Source organism: Paenibacillus sp. N3.4, assembly GCF_008017805.1.
Classification (GTDB): domain Bacteria; phylum Bacillota; class Bacilli; order Paenibacillales; family NBRC-103111; genus Paenibacillus_E.
The window spans coordinates 50,293-63,264 of record NZ_VRTT01000024.1 but is presented as its reverse complement, the minus strand read 5'-3'; the positions used below and the strand labels follow the sequence as shown (position 1 = coordinate 63,264).

The 12,972-nt window shown below is 46.4% G+C and carries 18 protein-coding genes; 3 read left to right on the top strand and 15 right to left on the bottom strand.

The window, feature by feature from the left end; all coding sequences use genetic code 11:
* The first annotated feature begins 12 nt into the window (after positions 1–12).
* Positions 13–606 (top strand): hypothetical protein, encoded by a 594-nt coding sequence (locus FU659_RS14425; protein ID WP_147948222.1) that lies wholly within the window; start codon positions 13–15, stop codon positions 604–606.
* A 35-nt stretch (positions 607–641) separates the two neighbouring features.
* Positions 642–1,031, top strand: coding sequence for a c-type cytochrome (locus tag FU659_RS14420; protein ID WP_315971319.1), 390 nt, complete (start codon positions 642–644; stop codon positions 1,029–1,031).
* 12 nt (positions 1,032–1,043) lie between these two features.
* On the opposite strand, the gene acpS is transcribed toward FU659_RS14420, so the two are convergent.
* Positions 1,044–1,433 (bottom strand): holo-ACP synthase, encoded by a 390-nt coding sequence (acpS, locus tag FU659_RS14415; protein WP_147948221.1) that lies wholly within the window; start codon positions 1,431–1,433, stop codon positions 1,044–1,046.
* A 225-nt stretch (positions 1,434–1,658) separates the two neighbouring features.
* Between acpS and FU659_RS14410 the strand changes: the two genes are divergently transcribed.
* On the top strand, positions 1,659–2,636 hold the full coding sequence (locus FU659_RS14410; protein ID WP_147948220.1) for an aldo/keto reductase: 978 nt from the start codon (positions 1,659–1,661) through the stop codon (positions 2,634–2,636).
* Between the two features lie 103 nt (positions 2,637–2,739).
* Here the strand turns inward: FU659_RS14410 and nadE are convergent, their stop codons facing one another.
* From nadE to FU659_RS14345, 14 genes are all read right to left on the bottom strand, one after another.
* Positions 2,740–3,549, bottom strand: coding sequence for an ammonia-dependent NAD(+) synthetase (nadE, locus tag FU659_RS14405; protein ID WP_147948219.1), 810 nt, complete (start codon positions 3,547–3,549; stop codon positions 2,740–2,742).
* 168 nt (positions 3,550–3,717) lie between these two features.
* Positions 3,718–4,155 carry a BrxA/BrxB family bacilliredoxin gene (locus tag FU659_RS14400; protein ID WP_147948218.1) on the bottom strand — a complete coding sequence of 146 codons (438 nt, stop codon included), beginning with the start codon at positions 4,153–4,155 and terminating at the stop codon, positions 3,718–3,720.
* Positions 4,156–4,258: 103 nt separating this feature from the next.
* Positions 4,259–5,914, bottom strand: coding sequence for a DUF4179 domain-containing protein (locus tag FU659_RS14395; protein ID WP_147948217.1), 1,656 nt, complete (start codon positions 5,912–5,914; stop codon positions 4,259–4,261).
* On the bottom strand, positions 5,871–6,437 hold the full coding sequence (locus FU659_RS14390; protein WP_261807821.1) for an RNA polymerase sigma factor: 567 nt from the start codon (positions 6,435–6,437) through the stop codon (positions 5,871–5,873). The genes FU659_RS14395 and FU659_RS14390 overlap by 44 nt, the downstream gene beginning before the upstream one ends.
* A gap of 177 nt (positions 6,438–6,614) precedes the next feature.
* On the bottom strand, positions 6,615–7,019 hold the full coding sequence (locus tag FU659_RS14385) for a DUF3905 domain-containing protein (RefSeq protein WP_147948216.1): 405 nt from the start codon (positions 7,017–7,019) through the stop codon (positions 6,615–6,617).
* Positions 7,016–7,150 (bottom strand): spore protein, encoded by a 135-nt coding sequence (locus FU659_RS36380; protein ID WP_222708556.1) that lies wholly within the window; start codon positions 7,148–7,150, stop codon positions 7,016–7,018. The genes FU659_RS14385 and FU659_RS36380 overlap by 4 nt, the downstream gene beginning before the upstream one ends.
* 108 nt (positions 7,151–7,258) lie before the next feature.
* Entirely contained in the window at positions 7,259–8,167 is a 909-nt protein-coding gene (locus tag FU659_RS14380; RefSeq protein ID WP_187274151.1) for a polysaccharide deacetylase family protein, read from the bottom strand.
* Between the two features lie 251 nt (positions 8,168–8,418).
* A complete protein-coding gene (locus FU659_RS14375) occupies positions 8,419–9,111 on the bottom strand; it encodes a PspA/IM30 family protein (protein ID WP_147948214.1) in 693 nt (230 codons plus the stop codon).
* A 3-nt stretch (positions 9,112–9,114) separates the two neighbouring features.
* Positions 9,115–9,564 (bottom strand): PspC domain-containing protein, encoded by a 450-nt coding sequence (locus FU659_RS14370; protein WP_147948213.1) that lies wholly within the window; start codon positions 9,562–9,564, stop codon positions 9,115–9,117.
* Entirely contained in the window at positions 9,533–10,228 is a 696-nt protein-coding gene (locus FU659_RS14365) for a PspA/IM30 family protein (RefSeq protein WP_147948212.1), read from the bottom strand. The genes FU659_RS14370 and FU659_RS14365 overlap by 32 nt, the downstream gene beginning before the upstream one ends.
* 44 nt (positions 10,229–10,272) lie before the next feature.
* The gene (locus FU659_RS14360; protein WP_147948211.1) at positions 10,273–10,569 is read right to left on the bottom strand and encodes a LiaF transmembrane domain-containing protein; all 297 of its coding nucleotides are present in this window, start codon (positions 10,567–10,569) and stop codon (positions 10,273–10,275) included.
* A gap of 386 nt (positions 10,570–10,955) precedes the next feature.
* On the bottom strand, positions 10,956–11,273 hold the full coding sequence (locus tag FU659_RS14355; RefSeq protein WP_222708554.1) for an ABC-2 transporter permease: 318 nt from the start codon (positions 11,271–11,273) through the stop codon (positions 10,956–10,958).
* On the bottom strand, positions 11,270–12,169 hold the full coding sequence (locus tag FU659_RS14350; protein ID WP_147948209.1) for a YhgE/Pip domain-containing protein: 900 nt from the start codon (positions 12,167–12,169) through the stop codon (positions 11,270–11,272). Before FU659_RS14350 ends, FU659_RS14355 begins: the two co-directional genes overlap by 4 nt.
* A 61-nt stretch (positions 12,170–12,230) precedes the next feature.
* On the bottom strand, positions 12,231–12,929 hold the full coding sequence (locus FU659_RS14345; RefSeq protein WP_147948208.1) for a TetR/AcrR family transcriptional regulator: 699 nt from the start codon (positions 12,927–12,929) through the stop codon (positions 12,231–12,233).
* Positions 12,930–12,972 lie beyond the last annotated feature (43 nt).

The following is a 12,972-nucleotide window of genomic DNA, read 5'->3' as shown; positions in this document are numbered from 1 at the left end:
AGAGGTGAATGTATGCAGAATGCGAAGAGAACGGATTTGACCAATAAAAGAAAAGCTTGGATTGGTGAAGCGCGGGCCCTGCTGCCGCTGCTTTTCATTTGGGGCGCGGAATGGATATTCAGCGCGTTGGTGGATTTCGCGATTTATTGGCGCGACTTGGATTGGTTGAAGCAAGCGGCGTTCATCACCGCCGTCATAGCCAGTTTCATTCAAATCTGGAGCTTACGAAGTCAATTGGGCTCAGGTGAGGACAAGAAAGCGTCTGAGCGCAGTGGCTTCGGACACCCGGCACTCCTGCTGCTGCCAGGAGCGATGCTGATTGCGGCTGTTGCACTGCTTGAGGCCATCGGTGCAGTTGGGCCTCTGTTCGCGCCAGTGCTGCGAGCCTTCATCCTGGCGATTGGGTTCGTTCAGATCGGGTTGCTGCTTGGCAGGCCGCTGGTTTATCTCGGCTTATGGCTATTCGCCTTGTCAGCTATCATGGGAGTTTGGTACTTGGGATACTCTGCGGTCATTTTGGAAGGCATGGGTGGGATCAGCCTTCTTGTGAGCGGATATATGCTTCAGACTTGGGGCAGGGACGACCTTCCGCAGACAGATAAATAGGTCAAAAAGATATTTCATAGGAGGTCATCACAACTATGGAGAAGAGAATGAATAAGGTCTCATGGGCGCGAGGTCTAACGATTGCGGCAGTGCCTATGGTATTTGCGGCGCTAGCTGCTTGTTCAGCAGGCGGCGGGACGAGCCCCGCCACGAAGGCTCCGGCTGCTACGGCAGCCGAGAGCAACCCTGCGTATGTGAAAGCGCAGGACATCTTCACCGCGAACAAGTGCATCAGTTGTCACGGCGTTGATTTGGCCGGCAAGGTAGGACCCAAATCCAATCTGCAAAAGGTTGGCAGCACCATGAGCCGCGAGCAGATTGCCAATCAGATCAAGAATGGCGGCGGCGGCATGCAGCCTTACAAAAATACGCTCTCCGAAGAAGAGATCGGACTTCTCACCGATTGGCTTGGCTCCAAAAAATAACAGTCCGCTTATCTATAACTGCTCCACAATGGCATAAGCTCCAGCCATCGACTCCGTATGCGTAATGCTAATATGGATGCGATGGCTGTTTGCATGCAAGCCTGCGCGCAGCAGCGCCTCCTCTTTTACTCGGCAAACGGGCTTGCCAAGCGCATCGGGAAGCACCTCAATATCTTGAAAGCCGATCTGCTTGCCAATCCCACAGCCAATCGCCTTAACAATGGCCTCTTTGGCCGCAAATCGGCCTGAAGCAAATTCGGTGAGCCGACCTCGACGCTTTTCAGCAAGCTCTCTCTCCGTAGGCGTAAGTATCCGTTCTAGGAACCTCCCCCCCGTCGAGCTTTCCAGTATTTTGCGCAATCGCTCGATTTCAAGCAAGTCCGTTCCAACTCCGATAATCATCGAAATCACCCTCATTTTCCGTTACGTTTTGCGTCCAATTTACATGATTCTCCCTCCGGGGTCAAGGTTTATCACCGGAAAGTTCTTCCACCGCCTGGGAGATTTCATCGATTTGGACAACAACGCTTACGTCAAGGTAAGTAAGTTACCCTATTTTCAGCTCTTATGTTCGCCTCAAACAACGGTTATACTGGTCATAGACTTACTTAATAGGAGGCCGTATTTATGAAAGTTATGCCGCTTGAAAAACGTGGAATATCGAATAGCCGAATTGTTTTTGGTTGTATGGGAATCGGTGGAGAATGGAATGGAGCCACTTACTCCAAGGAAGATTACGTCATTGCTGAGAAAGCTGTAGAAGCCGCTCTATCCATTGGTATTACGATGTTTGACCATGCTGATATTTATAAAAGTGGGAAATCCGAGTCTGTTTTCGGAGAAATCCTCAAAAATCGACCTGATCTCCGCGACCAAATTATCCTTCAATCCAAATGCGGCATTCGCTTTCAAGACGATGTGAATCCGCAGCGCTTCGACTTCTCCAAAGATCATATCGTGAGTTCAGTCGATGGCATTCTGACACGTCTTGGCGTAGAGCATCTGGATATTCTTTTGCTGCATCGTCCAGATCCCCTCATGGAGCCAGAAGAAGTTGCTGAGGCTTTCTCGCAATTGCGTTCGTCCGGCAAGGTTCGTCATTTCGGCGTATCCAACATGAGTTCCGCACAAATTCGATTCATTCAAAACTCTCTTCCCGAGCCTCTTGTTGTCAATCAACTGGAAATGAGCTTGGCACGCGTGGACTGGGTTGAACAAGGAATTTTGGTCAACCAAAAGGCAGGAGTTGGCGTCAATTTCGCTGACGGCATTATGGAGCATTGCCAGTTAGAAAATATTCAAATCCAAGCTTGGGGGCCTCTTGCGCAAGGCATATTCTCTGGCAAACCCGTCGAAGATGCAGCGGAAACGGTCAAAGAAACAGCAGCTCTCGTACAGAAGCTGGCCACTGAGAAAGAAACAACACCTGAATCCATCGTCCTGGGCTGGTTAATGAAGCATCCTGCTCGCATTCAACCGGTGATCGGCACCTCATCCGTTGAACGCGTTCTTGCTTGCCGAGATGCGGTGCGAATTTCCGAAACGATGACCCGTGAAGAATGGTATGCGCTTCTTCAAAGCTCACGCGGTTTAAAAATGCCTTAGAACTACAGTCTTGCTCGCCCGAGACTACAGTCATTCATACTTGATACATGCAAAAAGGCTGAAAGCTCTCATCAAGAGAAGCTTTCAGCCTTTCTTTACATCATTAAATACCAGGGATTGGAATCCGCTTATGCTCCGTTTTCAAGTATTGACTCTCCAGCTTTTCTTGCACAGCTGCGTCAATTTGCTTACCTTCCAGGTAATCGCTGTTGTCGCCATATGTAATGCCGAGCTCATTCTCGTCCGTTTGTCCGTCCCAAAGGCCAGCCGTCGGGGCCTTGTCTAGCACGCTCTGCGGAACGCCCAGTTTCGCTGCGAGCGAACGCACTTGACGCTTGTTCAGCGTACTGAGCGGAGTGATGTCGACGGCACCGTCGCCATATTTGGTGAAAAAGCCGGTGATCGCTTCTGAAGCATGGTCGGTACCAACGACGATCAGGCCGAGCTCGAAAGCGAGCGCATACTGCATCACCATGCGCGTGCGCGCTTTGACGTTGCCTTTGCCGCCGCGGCTCACATGCTGATGGACGCCGATATGCTTGAGGCCATATTCCACTTCGATGGCGATTTCATCGACAGCCTCTTGGATATTATTCTCGATTTGATATTTCAAATCGAAAGCTTTGGCTGTCGCATAGCTATCCTCAATGTCGACTTGTTCACCGTAAGGTTGGAATACGCCAACCGTTTTGTACTCTTTACCCTTTTCAGCGGTAAGCTCATCGGTCGCCTTCTTGCATAAACCCGTGGCAACTGCGCTATCAATGCCTCCGCTAATCGCAATCAGCAGTCCATTGGCATGGGCCCCAAGCACATACTCCTTCAGAAAATTCACTCGCTTACGGATCTCTTCATCGATATCAATTTCCGGCTTCACACCAAGCTTCGCAATAATCTCCTGTTGCAGGCTCATGCATCTCTCCACCTTTTTCCTAATTTCGAACCTTCGTTCTTTAAGCACTAGTATAGACTTCGCTCTTGAAAATTCAAAGGGAGATGCAGGAGAGCAGTTGCTTTTATAACAAACAGACCCACTCCGCAAATGCTCCAAAGTGGGTCTGTTTAATATTTATGATATTGCTTATTTGCAGAATTCGTTGAAAGCGCCGATCAAGTCGCCAGCAATCATATCGGCAGAACGATCTTCGATTTGGTGACGTTGAATAAAGTGGGCCAATTCACCATTTTTGAAAAGTGCGATGGAAGGCGATGAAGCCGGGTATGGCGCCAAAAATTCACGCGCTTTAGCCGTTGCATCCTTCTCTTGCCCTGCGAACACGGTGTACGTGTAAGTAGGAAGCGTATCATTCTGAAGTGCTTTCGCTACACCTGGACGACATTGACCTGCCGCGCAGCCACAGACGGAATTGACAACAAGCAGCATCGTGCCATCTTTCGATTTCTCGATTGCTTCTTCAACTTGCTCCGGTGTTAGAAGTTCTGTAATCCCCAGACGAGTCAAATCTTCTCTCATCGGTTTAACCATATCTTTCATATAAGAATCAAAAGACATTGCCATATGTGCCACCCCTTAGGATTTAATAGTTACTCTCAAAACGTAATCGTTATAAAGTATATTATACATCCGTTAAGGGGGAAAGCAAAGTCCCAAGTCCTACTACTTACTTCTGATCTGGAGAAATCAACGGAATACGGTTCGTTTTATCGGGATTTTCCGTATAGTACCAATAAATATACAGTTCGGCCTCCGTGCCTTCATAATTCTCATACTTATCGATGGCTTGATTATTGCCATCGCCCCTGAAATTTGCCGTTACCTGTTTTCCAGGACCCGCGTGGGCTCCGCTAACCATATAGGTCTGATTAATGCCACCAAAGCTCGGGTCCTCGCTTTCGCTCTGCACAAACAGATGACCATCCTGCTTATAATAGGTCCATGTAACCGGATAGCCGCCAACCTGCGTCGTGATCTTCTTCTTCTCTTCACTAATATTCGTTAACCGGATCGGATCTTTCGCATCCTTATGCTCAACCACTTCGTGCTTGGCAATGAAGGTAATTGGCGTCTGCTCCGTCACATGCACACCTGGCGGTAATTCAAAACGAAAAGTTGCTTCTTCCGGGTCCTCATCCCGGTCGTACCAAAGTCCCCCATTCAAAATCGTACCGTTAACGTCCAATGAATAATTCAAATAAGGAAAACGAACATACTTCTCATGACTTGCCTTCAGTCTGATTTGTGTCGGTGTCACAATCATTTGCTTGAACACCATAGCTCCTATCGGTTCTTCAGCCGGAACATTCAGTGCATGCTTCACTGTGCCGCTGAGCATTTGTTTTTTATTCAAGTGCAAATCATAGGCCCATTCTTCATTAACGCTCCGTTCTTCCTTCGTATAGAGCAGCTTATACGTCACAGGCCCCGCTTGCAGATCCGTCATCTTAAAAAACTGCTGGCTAACATATTCACCATGTTGACCAGGTGTGCCAAACGCTCCGTGCCCTGTTTCCTTTTCCAATACATCACCTTTATAGACTGCAATTCTTGGAAAAGCCCAATCCCTGACCTCAGGTTGACTATAGGTAACGGCAGAGGAAAGCAGCATTTTCTCACCTTGGACGAAGGGTTGCAGGGTGATTTGTTGAATCCCATCCTTTTCGACGGGATATACACCTGTTTGACCATCAAACGGATTAAACTTGAGCACTTGTTCCACTTCAGAATAGGATTGCAAGTTCTTAGCTGTAAATCGAATGTCCGCTTCCAGCCCATCTGGCGTCCATTCCGTTTCAAAATAGCCGTTTAACGTACGCGTTGCTGCGTCCCATGATTGGACTTGTCTGACATCAATGATTCCGCCCTTGACATCCGTAATTTGCATCTTAGCGAAACGGAAGCTTGGCTTCAGTCCCTCCTTCGAACTGAGGCTATACAGAAGCACGGTCCTGTTATCATCCACAACGCCCGTATGTACGGTTAATGTAATCCCTTCATGAGTGACCGATTTTTCAAAGCTTTGCCCCAAACCTTGCTCCAATGCGGATTGAATGCCGCTGTGGTAAGCAAATAGGTGGTCCCAGTTATTTTTAATGGCAGCAAACACCGGAGTTGCAACAAGGAGCGCGGCTAAACCAGCAAAGATAACCACTTTTCTTCCATAACGATGATTAGAAACTGCACGATCTGCGTTCAAAAGCTTACTGTCCGTTTTAGGCAGATTTGGCTCTAAACGATCCCACATGGCATCAAAGTCCGGATATTCAATCTTTTCCTCATCTTCTAAAAACCGAGAAAAAACTTGCTCCACCTTGTCCATATTTGCCACCGCCTTTCTTCTGTTGTTTTTCTTCCTTTTCAAGCATTTGCTTCATTTGGCGCAGCCCTTTATGCAGCCGGGACTTCACTGTCCCTAACGGAATGTTCAAAATATCCGCGATTTCCGTTAGAGTATATTCGTTCAGAAATCGAAGCGACACAACCGCCCTCATCTTACCTGGTAAATAGCTTAATAATTGCTGACACTCCTTGGCGGATTCTTTTTCCTCTACAACCGTTTCAGCAGCCTTTTCTTTCCCTTGTGTATAGTTTAATGCCAGCAGTCTTTGTTTAGCTTGAGAGCGTGTGCTTTTCTTCAAAGCGTTTAGACAATGGTTAACCGTTACGCGCATAAGCCATGTTTTCAAATGCTCAATTTGCCGCCAATCACACTGAAATACGCTTGTAAAAACATCCTGGCACATGTCTTCCGCATCAGCAGGATGCTGGAGCATGAAATAGCAGGTTTTATACACATCTTTTTTATACGTTTCAAACAAATCCTTTTCGGTCAAGCCTTTCACCCCTTTCTCCTTTACCTGTATAAACAATCCCGCCGGACAAAAGGTTCATTTCTTTTAGCGTATCATAAAAAATCCTGAGCGTATTGCGCATGCATAAAAGGAAAAGGCCGAGTCAACCAGGTAAATGACCTGAATTGCGCTCGACCTTTGATGTGCCCTATAAAAATAAGACGAAAGCTACGCTTCCGCCTCATCTTCCCTCTTCCTATTCGTGGATTCATCTGGATCGTAAGCGACATTTTTATCCGGGTGAGTAAAGATGCCACTTTGCGGCGGGATGCCTCTTTCAAAAATATCGCGGTTCTCGGCACTTTGGAAGCCAATATCCTTGTAAGGGTGAACCCACCCATCTCCAGCCATGACTACGGGATCGGTCTCCGCTGTCCACTGCTCAAGAGGCGAATTTGCCGATTCATAATCATGGTCGCCAATCACGACATCGTATTCGTTCACGAAAGCCTCATGCGGGCCTCGTCCCTGCTCAAATTGAGGGAGAAAATTAATCTCGAACGGATCGAGATCACTTTGATTTTGCTTGGCTTGGGTCGCCTTGGTTGGTTGATTCTGCTCTTGGCTGCTCATATCGATGGTCGGTTGGGACCATCCAGCTTTTTATCCACTACCCCTTCTTTATCCGTTGTAGATGTTTTATTCTTGAGCTCTTTATTTTGCTGTTCTTGTTCAATCTGCATTTTGGAATCGTTTTGGCTCATTGTCGTCATCTCCCTTCTGCTTGTATTATGTGCCAAAGCACGTTGAAGCATTCCATTTACAGTTATAGAAAGAAAGCTGATCTATGCCTTGCCCCAAATATCTAATCGTTATGGCTTCAAAAATTGAAACGTAAAGGAAGATTTGGTTAATTTCTCAAAGTGGAAGCCCGCTGCTTGCAGCTTTTGAATAACAATAGGCAGTGCTTCCACCGTTGTTGTTTTGAAGGTATTATCATGCATAAGTACAATAATGCTTTGTTTGCCTCGGCTTGCGCTGACTACAGCATCGATAATCATATCTCTGTCCTGCACGGGAGCAGCCGCATCCGTTGAACTTACATTCCAGTCAAAATATTGATAGCCTTCCTCTTTTACGACTCTCGCAATTGGGGTCATAATGCCTTTGCCGCCGGATTTCCAGCTTAAATGATTATTCACCCCTCCCGGAAAACGCAAAATATCAGGATGATAACCTACGGTCTGTTCTAAAAGTTGATCAAGCTTATGTACATCCTTCATGAAAGCTTCCGGCGACTTGTAAATACGATTGTAGTCATGCGAATACGTATGATTGCCTAAAGCATGGCCTTCAGCGACGATTTGCTTATAAAGCGATCTTCCTTCACTTGTGTCAGAGCCTACAACGAAAAAAGTAGCGGGGATTTGAAAGCTTTTTAGGATACTAAGAATTTTTTTCGTGCTTCCGGAAGGACCGTCATCAAAAGTTAGATACGCCGTTTTATGGGAACTGCTCGCAGATGCTTGTGTTTCTGTCTCCTTGATTTTCAACCTTCGGGGACCCGTATACCGTTGTTGCGTTTCTACGATGGATGGATCGAAGTATGACTCGGGTTGGGCAGTTCCTTTCGTAAAAGGAGAGGATATCGGATTCGACTTTAGTTCCTTCGGCACTTCTTGCGACTGCGAATGTAACTTCGTTGACGTGCATCCTGCAAGGCACAAACTTACCATAATCCACGTTACATGGATGGTGAATGGACGCGCCAATTTGCCCATAAGCCTCATCTCCTCAACACATGCTGCTTCCGTCTTATCTGCCTGAGATGAAGAAGGAATCATAATGTCCTTTATTATGGCGCTCTTTCCTGTCGACATGAAAACCAATATTTCCCGGGAAATCCGTTAAAATGACATGAAACAGCATGAATACTGCAAAATAACTGCACAATGACTGCAAGCTAACTAAAAATAATTGTAAAAAAATGCGAAAAACCCCTCCACATGGAGGGGCTTCTCTGGTATTAGGATTATTGCTCTATTGTCGTACCCACGTTCAGCTTCTCTTTGAGCAAGTTCAATTGCTCATCGATTTTAGCTTGTTTAGCGGTATCGACAGGCGCGTAACTGCTTACCGATCCAGCAGGCACATAAGGCTTGCGGGCGATTTCCGCTTCAACTTCAAGCTGGATGATTTTCTCTTCCATGCGTTGGAAGCCGCGGGATGCGTTGCCGCTCTCAATAACACCATTGTAAGATACTTGCGCCATTTGTTTCTTCGCTTTTGCCAACTGAGCACGAGAAACCAACTCGTTGCGCTTGTTGCGCAATTTGTAGAATTCATCTTTCATTTCGTGCAATTGCTGTGTCAATTCATCTGCATGTGCTTTAGCTGATGCATACAGGTCTGTATACTCGACAATTTTATCTTCATGGTACAATTTTTCTTCCAAAGCTTGACGAGCGATGGCTTCTTGACCATTTTTGAGTGCTGCTCCCGCTTTTGCTTCACGATCTGCCGCAAGGCGAACCGCTTCTTCCAGACGTTGTTTCAGCTTGCGCTCACTTGCGATTTGTCTAGCTACAGTTACTTCGGCACCAGCAATTTCTTGCTCCATATCGCGCAGATATTGGTTCAACATCACAATCGGATCTTCAATTTTATCCAATACCTCGTGAATCGATGCTTTCGTCATGTCTTTCATTCTTGTAAATACTCCCATGGTTTACACGTCCCCTTTTTTAATGTCGATTGGTTGTTCAAAACGAGCGACTTTGGCTCTTAATTCTTCCACTTCTTTTTGCAAAGCTTTCTTCTCAATATCTTTCATCATCTCATCGATGTTGTTCGTTTTACCTGTATCGTAAGAAGCATTGTATCCTGCATGCTGCGGAGGATAGTCAGGCTGCTTATGAGCATTCCAATTTCCGCTATTGTAAGGTTGTTGACGATATGATCCCGCATATGGGTCATAAGGAGGCTGGTCATACCCAGGTTCTTTCGGAATGACAAGTGCAGCTACAAAGTAGATGAAAATGACCGTTCCTCCCGTGAAAAATGTGGTAATTACGACGAGTAATCGCAGCAATGTTGCATCCACATTCATCGACTCGGCTAGTCCGCCGCATAAACCGGTAACTTTCTTATCTCTTCGTGATCGATATAGTTTGCTCATGATTGCTTACTCCTTCCTGTTGAAGCTTATTGCGCAAAGCTTCCAGCTCGGCATCTACAGCCGGGTTCCCCCCACCGTAGTAGCTTTCGCGCCCCATACGCCTAACATCCCGGAGCGTTCTGGCATGAAGCTCCATATCGGATACGCGTTCTTCCAATCGGCCAAACATCCTTGGCGATGCATCTTGCGATACGCTGCTGCGAGCATGCAATCGTTGCTGCAGGCGAGCAGACTCCATTCGGGCAAGGAAGTAGCTGCGTTTTTCTGCGACTTCCTTATAATCGGCTTTCAACTGCTGGAGCTCCTCATCCAAATCAAGGATGGATTGCTTTGCTTGTTCATACAAACCGCGGTACTGTTCGCTTTTCTCTTCAGCTTGCAGTTTCTCTTGAAGCACGATCCGTGCGATATGTTCCTCACCGGCTTTCAAAGCCAAAAGCGCTTGATGCTCACGCTTTTCTTTGGTTTCGAGTGCTGTAAGATACTGCTGGCGAAGCGATGCAGCATGACTGACGCATTGCTGGTACAGCTTCTCCGATTGTTGAAGTTGCTCGCGCTGCGCAGCTAAGTACTGGTCGATCAAGCGAACCGGGTCTTCCGACCGTTCCAAGTGTTCATTCAATGTTGCTACGGTAATGTCTCTCATTCGCCTTATTAGGCTCATCTCTCATACCACCTTTTTTCACTCTCTGTATTCATTATTTCCGATTAAATCGTTCTTTTCGTCAACATCGAAAACCCATAACCGATTAATCCGATAGCCAGTAAAATAATAATCCATGTAGCCATTTTGCCTAGCAGAATGATAATTCCCAGCCCAGCAATGATCCAGCCAATTTTACTGCCATTTCTGATTCCGATGTAGCCAAGGCCGATCATGATCAGCGGAACCAAGTATCCCATTAAGGAGCCAAAAAAGTGTCCGGTATGAAGCCCAAACTTATTCAGTAGGATCAGCGCACCGAATGCGATTAGCAGAGCGGCCAAGCCTGTATTTCTTTTCATCGTTTCGTCACCGCCTTTCGTTATTGTTGTGCTGTGTTCTTGTTCATACTCTTATTCTAGGTAAAAACACGGTTTGGCAAAACGGACTCGCGACGGTTTTTATCCCTAGACCTAAGTCGGGGTGGATCTAAGACCCATAATGAAGTTGTGTTTATCTGGCAACCATATTGGTCAAAGTTAGCCTAACCACATACATATCCCTCCGAAAAGGTAGGTCTCGAGGACGAGAGCATTCCGAAAAGAAATGGATTGAACCTGCTTTTGTGAAGACCTATGGGGCAAAATAGGAATAGAGAAACAAAAGCAGCCCTCCTCTGACGAGGAACGGGCTGCTTGCTTCATATCATGAGTTTCATGAATTTCCGAATTACGAAGATTCATTACGTTTAAATAGTCGAAGAATTGCTCGATATATCCACCTCGACTGATGGCTGCGGGTGCTTTTTCAACACAGATAGGAGAATTATCACAATACCCCCGACACCCATGGAGACCAAGCTCCAAAGTGGATCACTTAAATTAAAGCCTTGGCGGAAATAGAACAAGTCGCGCAAACCTTCCAAAGAGAAGCGAAGCGGCAACCAGCTATAAAGCCAGTCATGGCTAAATCCCGGAAGCAGCTGCGGAGGCAGAGAAAGCACAGGCGCCCCGAAGAAAAAGACGAGAACGAATAGCGGTACACCCGCCATACCTAGCCAACTCACAATTGCAGTTTGGAGCAAGAAAAAATAAATCCGGCAAAGAACATAAATAAACCAATATCCCAATAATTCGGAATCGATAACCCTAGCCATTGGCCGGTCACAAGGAGAATACTCGCAGAGGCTACGGCGGTAATAACGAGACCACTCAGAAGTTGGGAGGCTCGAATGCCTAGCCGATGCAGGCGTGAACCGGATTGTGTCGCTTTCATTGAAGCCATATTAAGCAGTAGGGTGGTTACCATAGCTCCAAACCAGACAAGCTGAGTTAATACGAGCGGCGCGTTCCCGTTGGAGCTATTCGTGCCTATCGTATTTATATTTTTCGTTGTTACGATAATAGGCGAAGCAAATGCTTTGGTCTGTTCAACAGTAAGAGTGCCGCCGCGCTGGCTGACTTGGGCTAATAACTGCTCCCTGATTTGAGTATTAATTCCCAGAACCATCTGGCTGATGACCTGATTGGCCATGGTAGCTGCCGTATTGTTCATCCCTTGGTTTACATAGACGGTAAGTGAAGATGGGTCAGGTTGAGGAGTAAGCAGGCTCCCCAGCTTATGGCTGAAATCTGCAGGAATCACGATAGCCGCATAGGCCTGCTCATGATTCATCGCGTCAATAGCCTCCTGTTCATTCCTCATCATGGTCCATTTCAGCGGTGCTGCGGAACCGGTTTGGCCCGGTATAGTCGTTATTTTCTCCTGAATCATCTTCCCGAAATTCATTTCCTGTCCTGTCGGCAGCTTCTCCCCGCTATCTGTCTGAACGAGAAGCACAGGCAAATCCTTCGGAACCGGATTAACCGTTGAGCCAAGCTGCGCCACTCCTAACAAAAGAACGACAAGAAACACAGTGATAAGTGCGATATACGGATGTTTTTGCTTAAAAAAATGACTCATACCCAATCCCCCTCTTTTTTAATTCATTCAACGTTGTGTGAACGAAAACTATAAAAAACAATCACTTTCTCCATAACGAGACGGTGAAAGCGATCATATTTTTCAAATAAGTTTCAAGATCTGTGTTTATTACTTTAACAGCCGCAATCTCGCCCACGATGACCATAACCCCAATGGAAATCACTTGTTTCGCAGCAGCTTGAAAATCCATCTGCTGGATTTCACCGGCCAGAGCTCTATTGGCTAGTGCGTCAGTAAGTGCTTGATGTCGCTGCAAAATAACTTCCGTCAGAAAATTCTTATCCTTGGACTGAATGGAATCCGAGTCACGCAGCATTATTTTAATAAAGTCTTTATCACCCGCGATAGTCTTGACCAAGCTAATAAGCAATTGATAAAGCGCATCTTCCAGAGGCTGACCTGGCTGAATACCTGCAATTAATTTATCCATGAGCTGCAGCCGAACTTGCTGTGCTTCCTGGAAAATAGTCTCTAATAGTTCCTGTTTGCCACCCGGAAAATAATGATACAAGAGACCGTCCGTAATACCAATATGCTTGTTGATGGCGCGAATAGACGTACCGTGATATCCGTGCTGAGCGAATAATTCCTTTGCTCCTTGCAAGATCTGCATTCTGCGTTCTACTGCTTGAAGGTCGCGGCTGGTTTTAGGATCTTTCTTCAATGTGACATTCTCTCTTTCACTTTTCGTTAAACGATCGTGTAATGAAATAATAGTTGATTTTAGATGTGAAGTCAAACACAAAAATGCTCCCGATAACCGACAATTCAAACCGCATGGT

What these genes read in the sequence shown, in the direction of transcription:
- FU659_RS14425 (WP_147948222.1), top strand. Translation starts at nt 13, where the DNA reads ATGCAGAATGCGAAGAGAACGGATTTGACCAATAAAAGAAAAGCTTGG.
- FU659_RS14420 (WP_315971319.1), top strand. Translation starts at nt 642, where the DNA reads ATGGAGAAGAGAATGAATAAGGTCTCATGGGCGCGAGGTCTAACGATT.
- acpS (WP_147948221.1), bottom strand. Translation starts at nt 1,433, where the DNA reads ATGATTATCGGAGTTGGAACGGACTTGCTTGAAATCGAGCGATTGCGC.
- FU659_RS14410 (WP_147948220.1), top strand. Translation starts at nt 1,659, where the DNA reads ATGAAAGTTATGCCGCTTGAAAAACGTGGAATATCGAATAGCCGAATT.
- nadE (WP_147948219.1), bottom strand. Translation starts at nt 3,549, where the DNA reads ATGAGCCTGCAACAGGAGATTATTGCGAAGCTTGGTGTGAAGCCGGAA.
- FU659_RS14400 (WP_147948218.1), bottom strand. Translation starts at nt 4,155, where the DNA reads ATGGCAATGTCTTTTGATTCTTATATGAAAGATATGGTTAAACCGATG.
- FU659_RS14395 (WP_147948217.1), bottom strand. Translation starts at nt 5,914, where the DNA reads ATGGACAAGGTGGAGCAAGTTTTTTCTCGGTTTTTAGAAGATGAGGAA.
- FU659_RS14385 (WP_147948216.1), bottom strand. Translation starts at nt 7,019, where the DNA reads ATGAGCAGCCAAGAGCAGAATCAACCAACCAAGGCGACCCAAGCCAAG.
- FU659_RS36380 (WP_222708556.1), bottom strand. Translation starts at nt 7,150, where the DNA reads ATGAGCCAAAACGATTCCAAAATGCAGATTGAACAAGAACAGCAAAAT.
- FU659_RS14380 (WP_187274151.1), bottom strand. Translation starts at nt 8,167, where the DNA reads ATGGGCAAATTGGCGCGTCCATTCACCATCCATGTAACGTGGATTATG.
- FU659_RS14375 (WP_147948214.1), bottom strand. Translation starts at nt 9,111, where the DNA reads ATGGGAGTATTTACAAGAATGAAAGACATGACGAAAGCATCGATTCAC.
- FU659_RS14370 (WP_147948213.1), bottom strand. Translation starts at nt 9,564, where the DNA reads ATGAGCAAACTATATCGATCACGAAGAGATAAGAAAGTTACCGGTTTA.
- FU659_RS14365 (WP_147948212.1), bottom strand. Translation starts at nt 10,228, where the DNA reads ATGAGCCTAATAAGGCGAATGAGAGACATTACCGTAGCAACATTGAAT.
- FU659_RS14360 (WP_147948211.1), bottom strand. Translation starts at nt 10,569, where the DNA reads ATGAAAAGAAATACAGGCTTGGCCGCTCTGCTAATCGCATTCGGTGCG.
- FU659_RS14350 (WP_147948209.1), bottom strand. Translation starts at nt 12,169, where the DNA reads ATGAGTCATTTTTTTAAGCAAAAACATCCGTATATCGCACTTATCACT.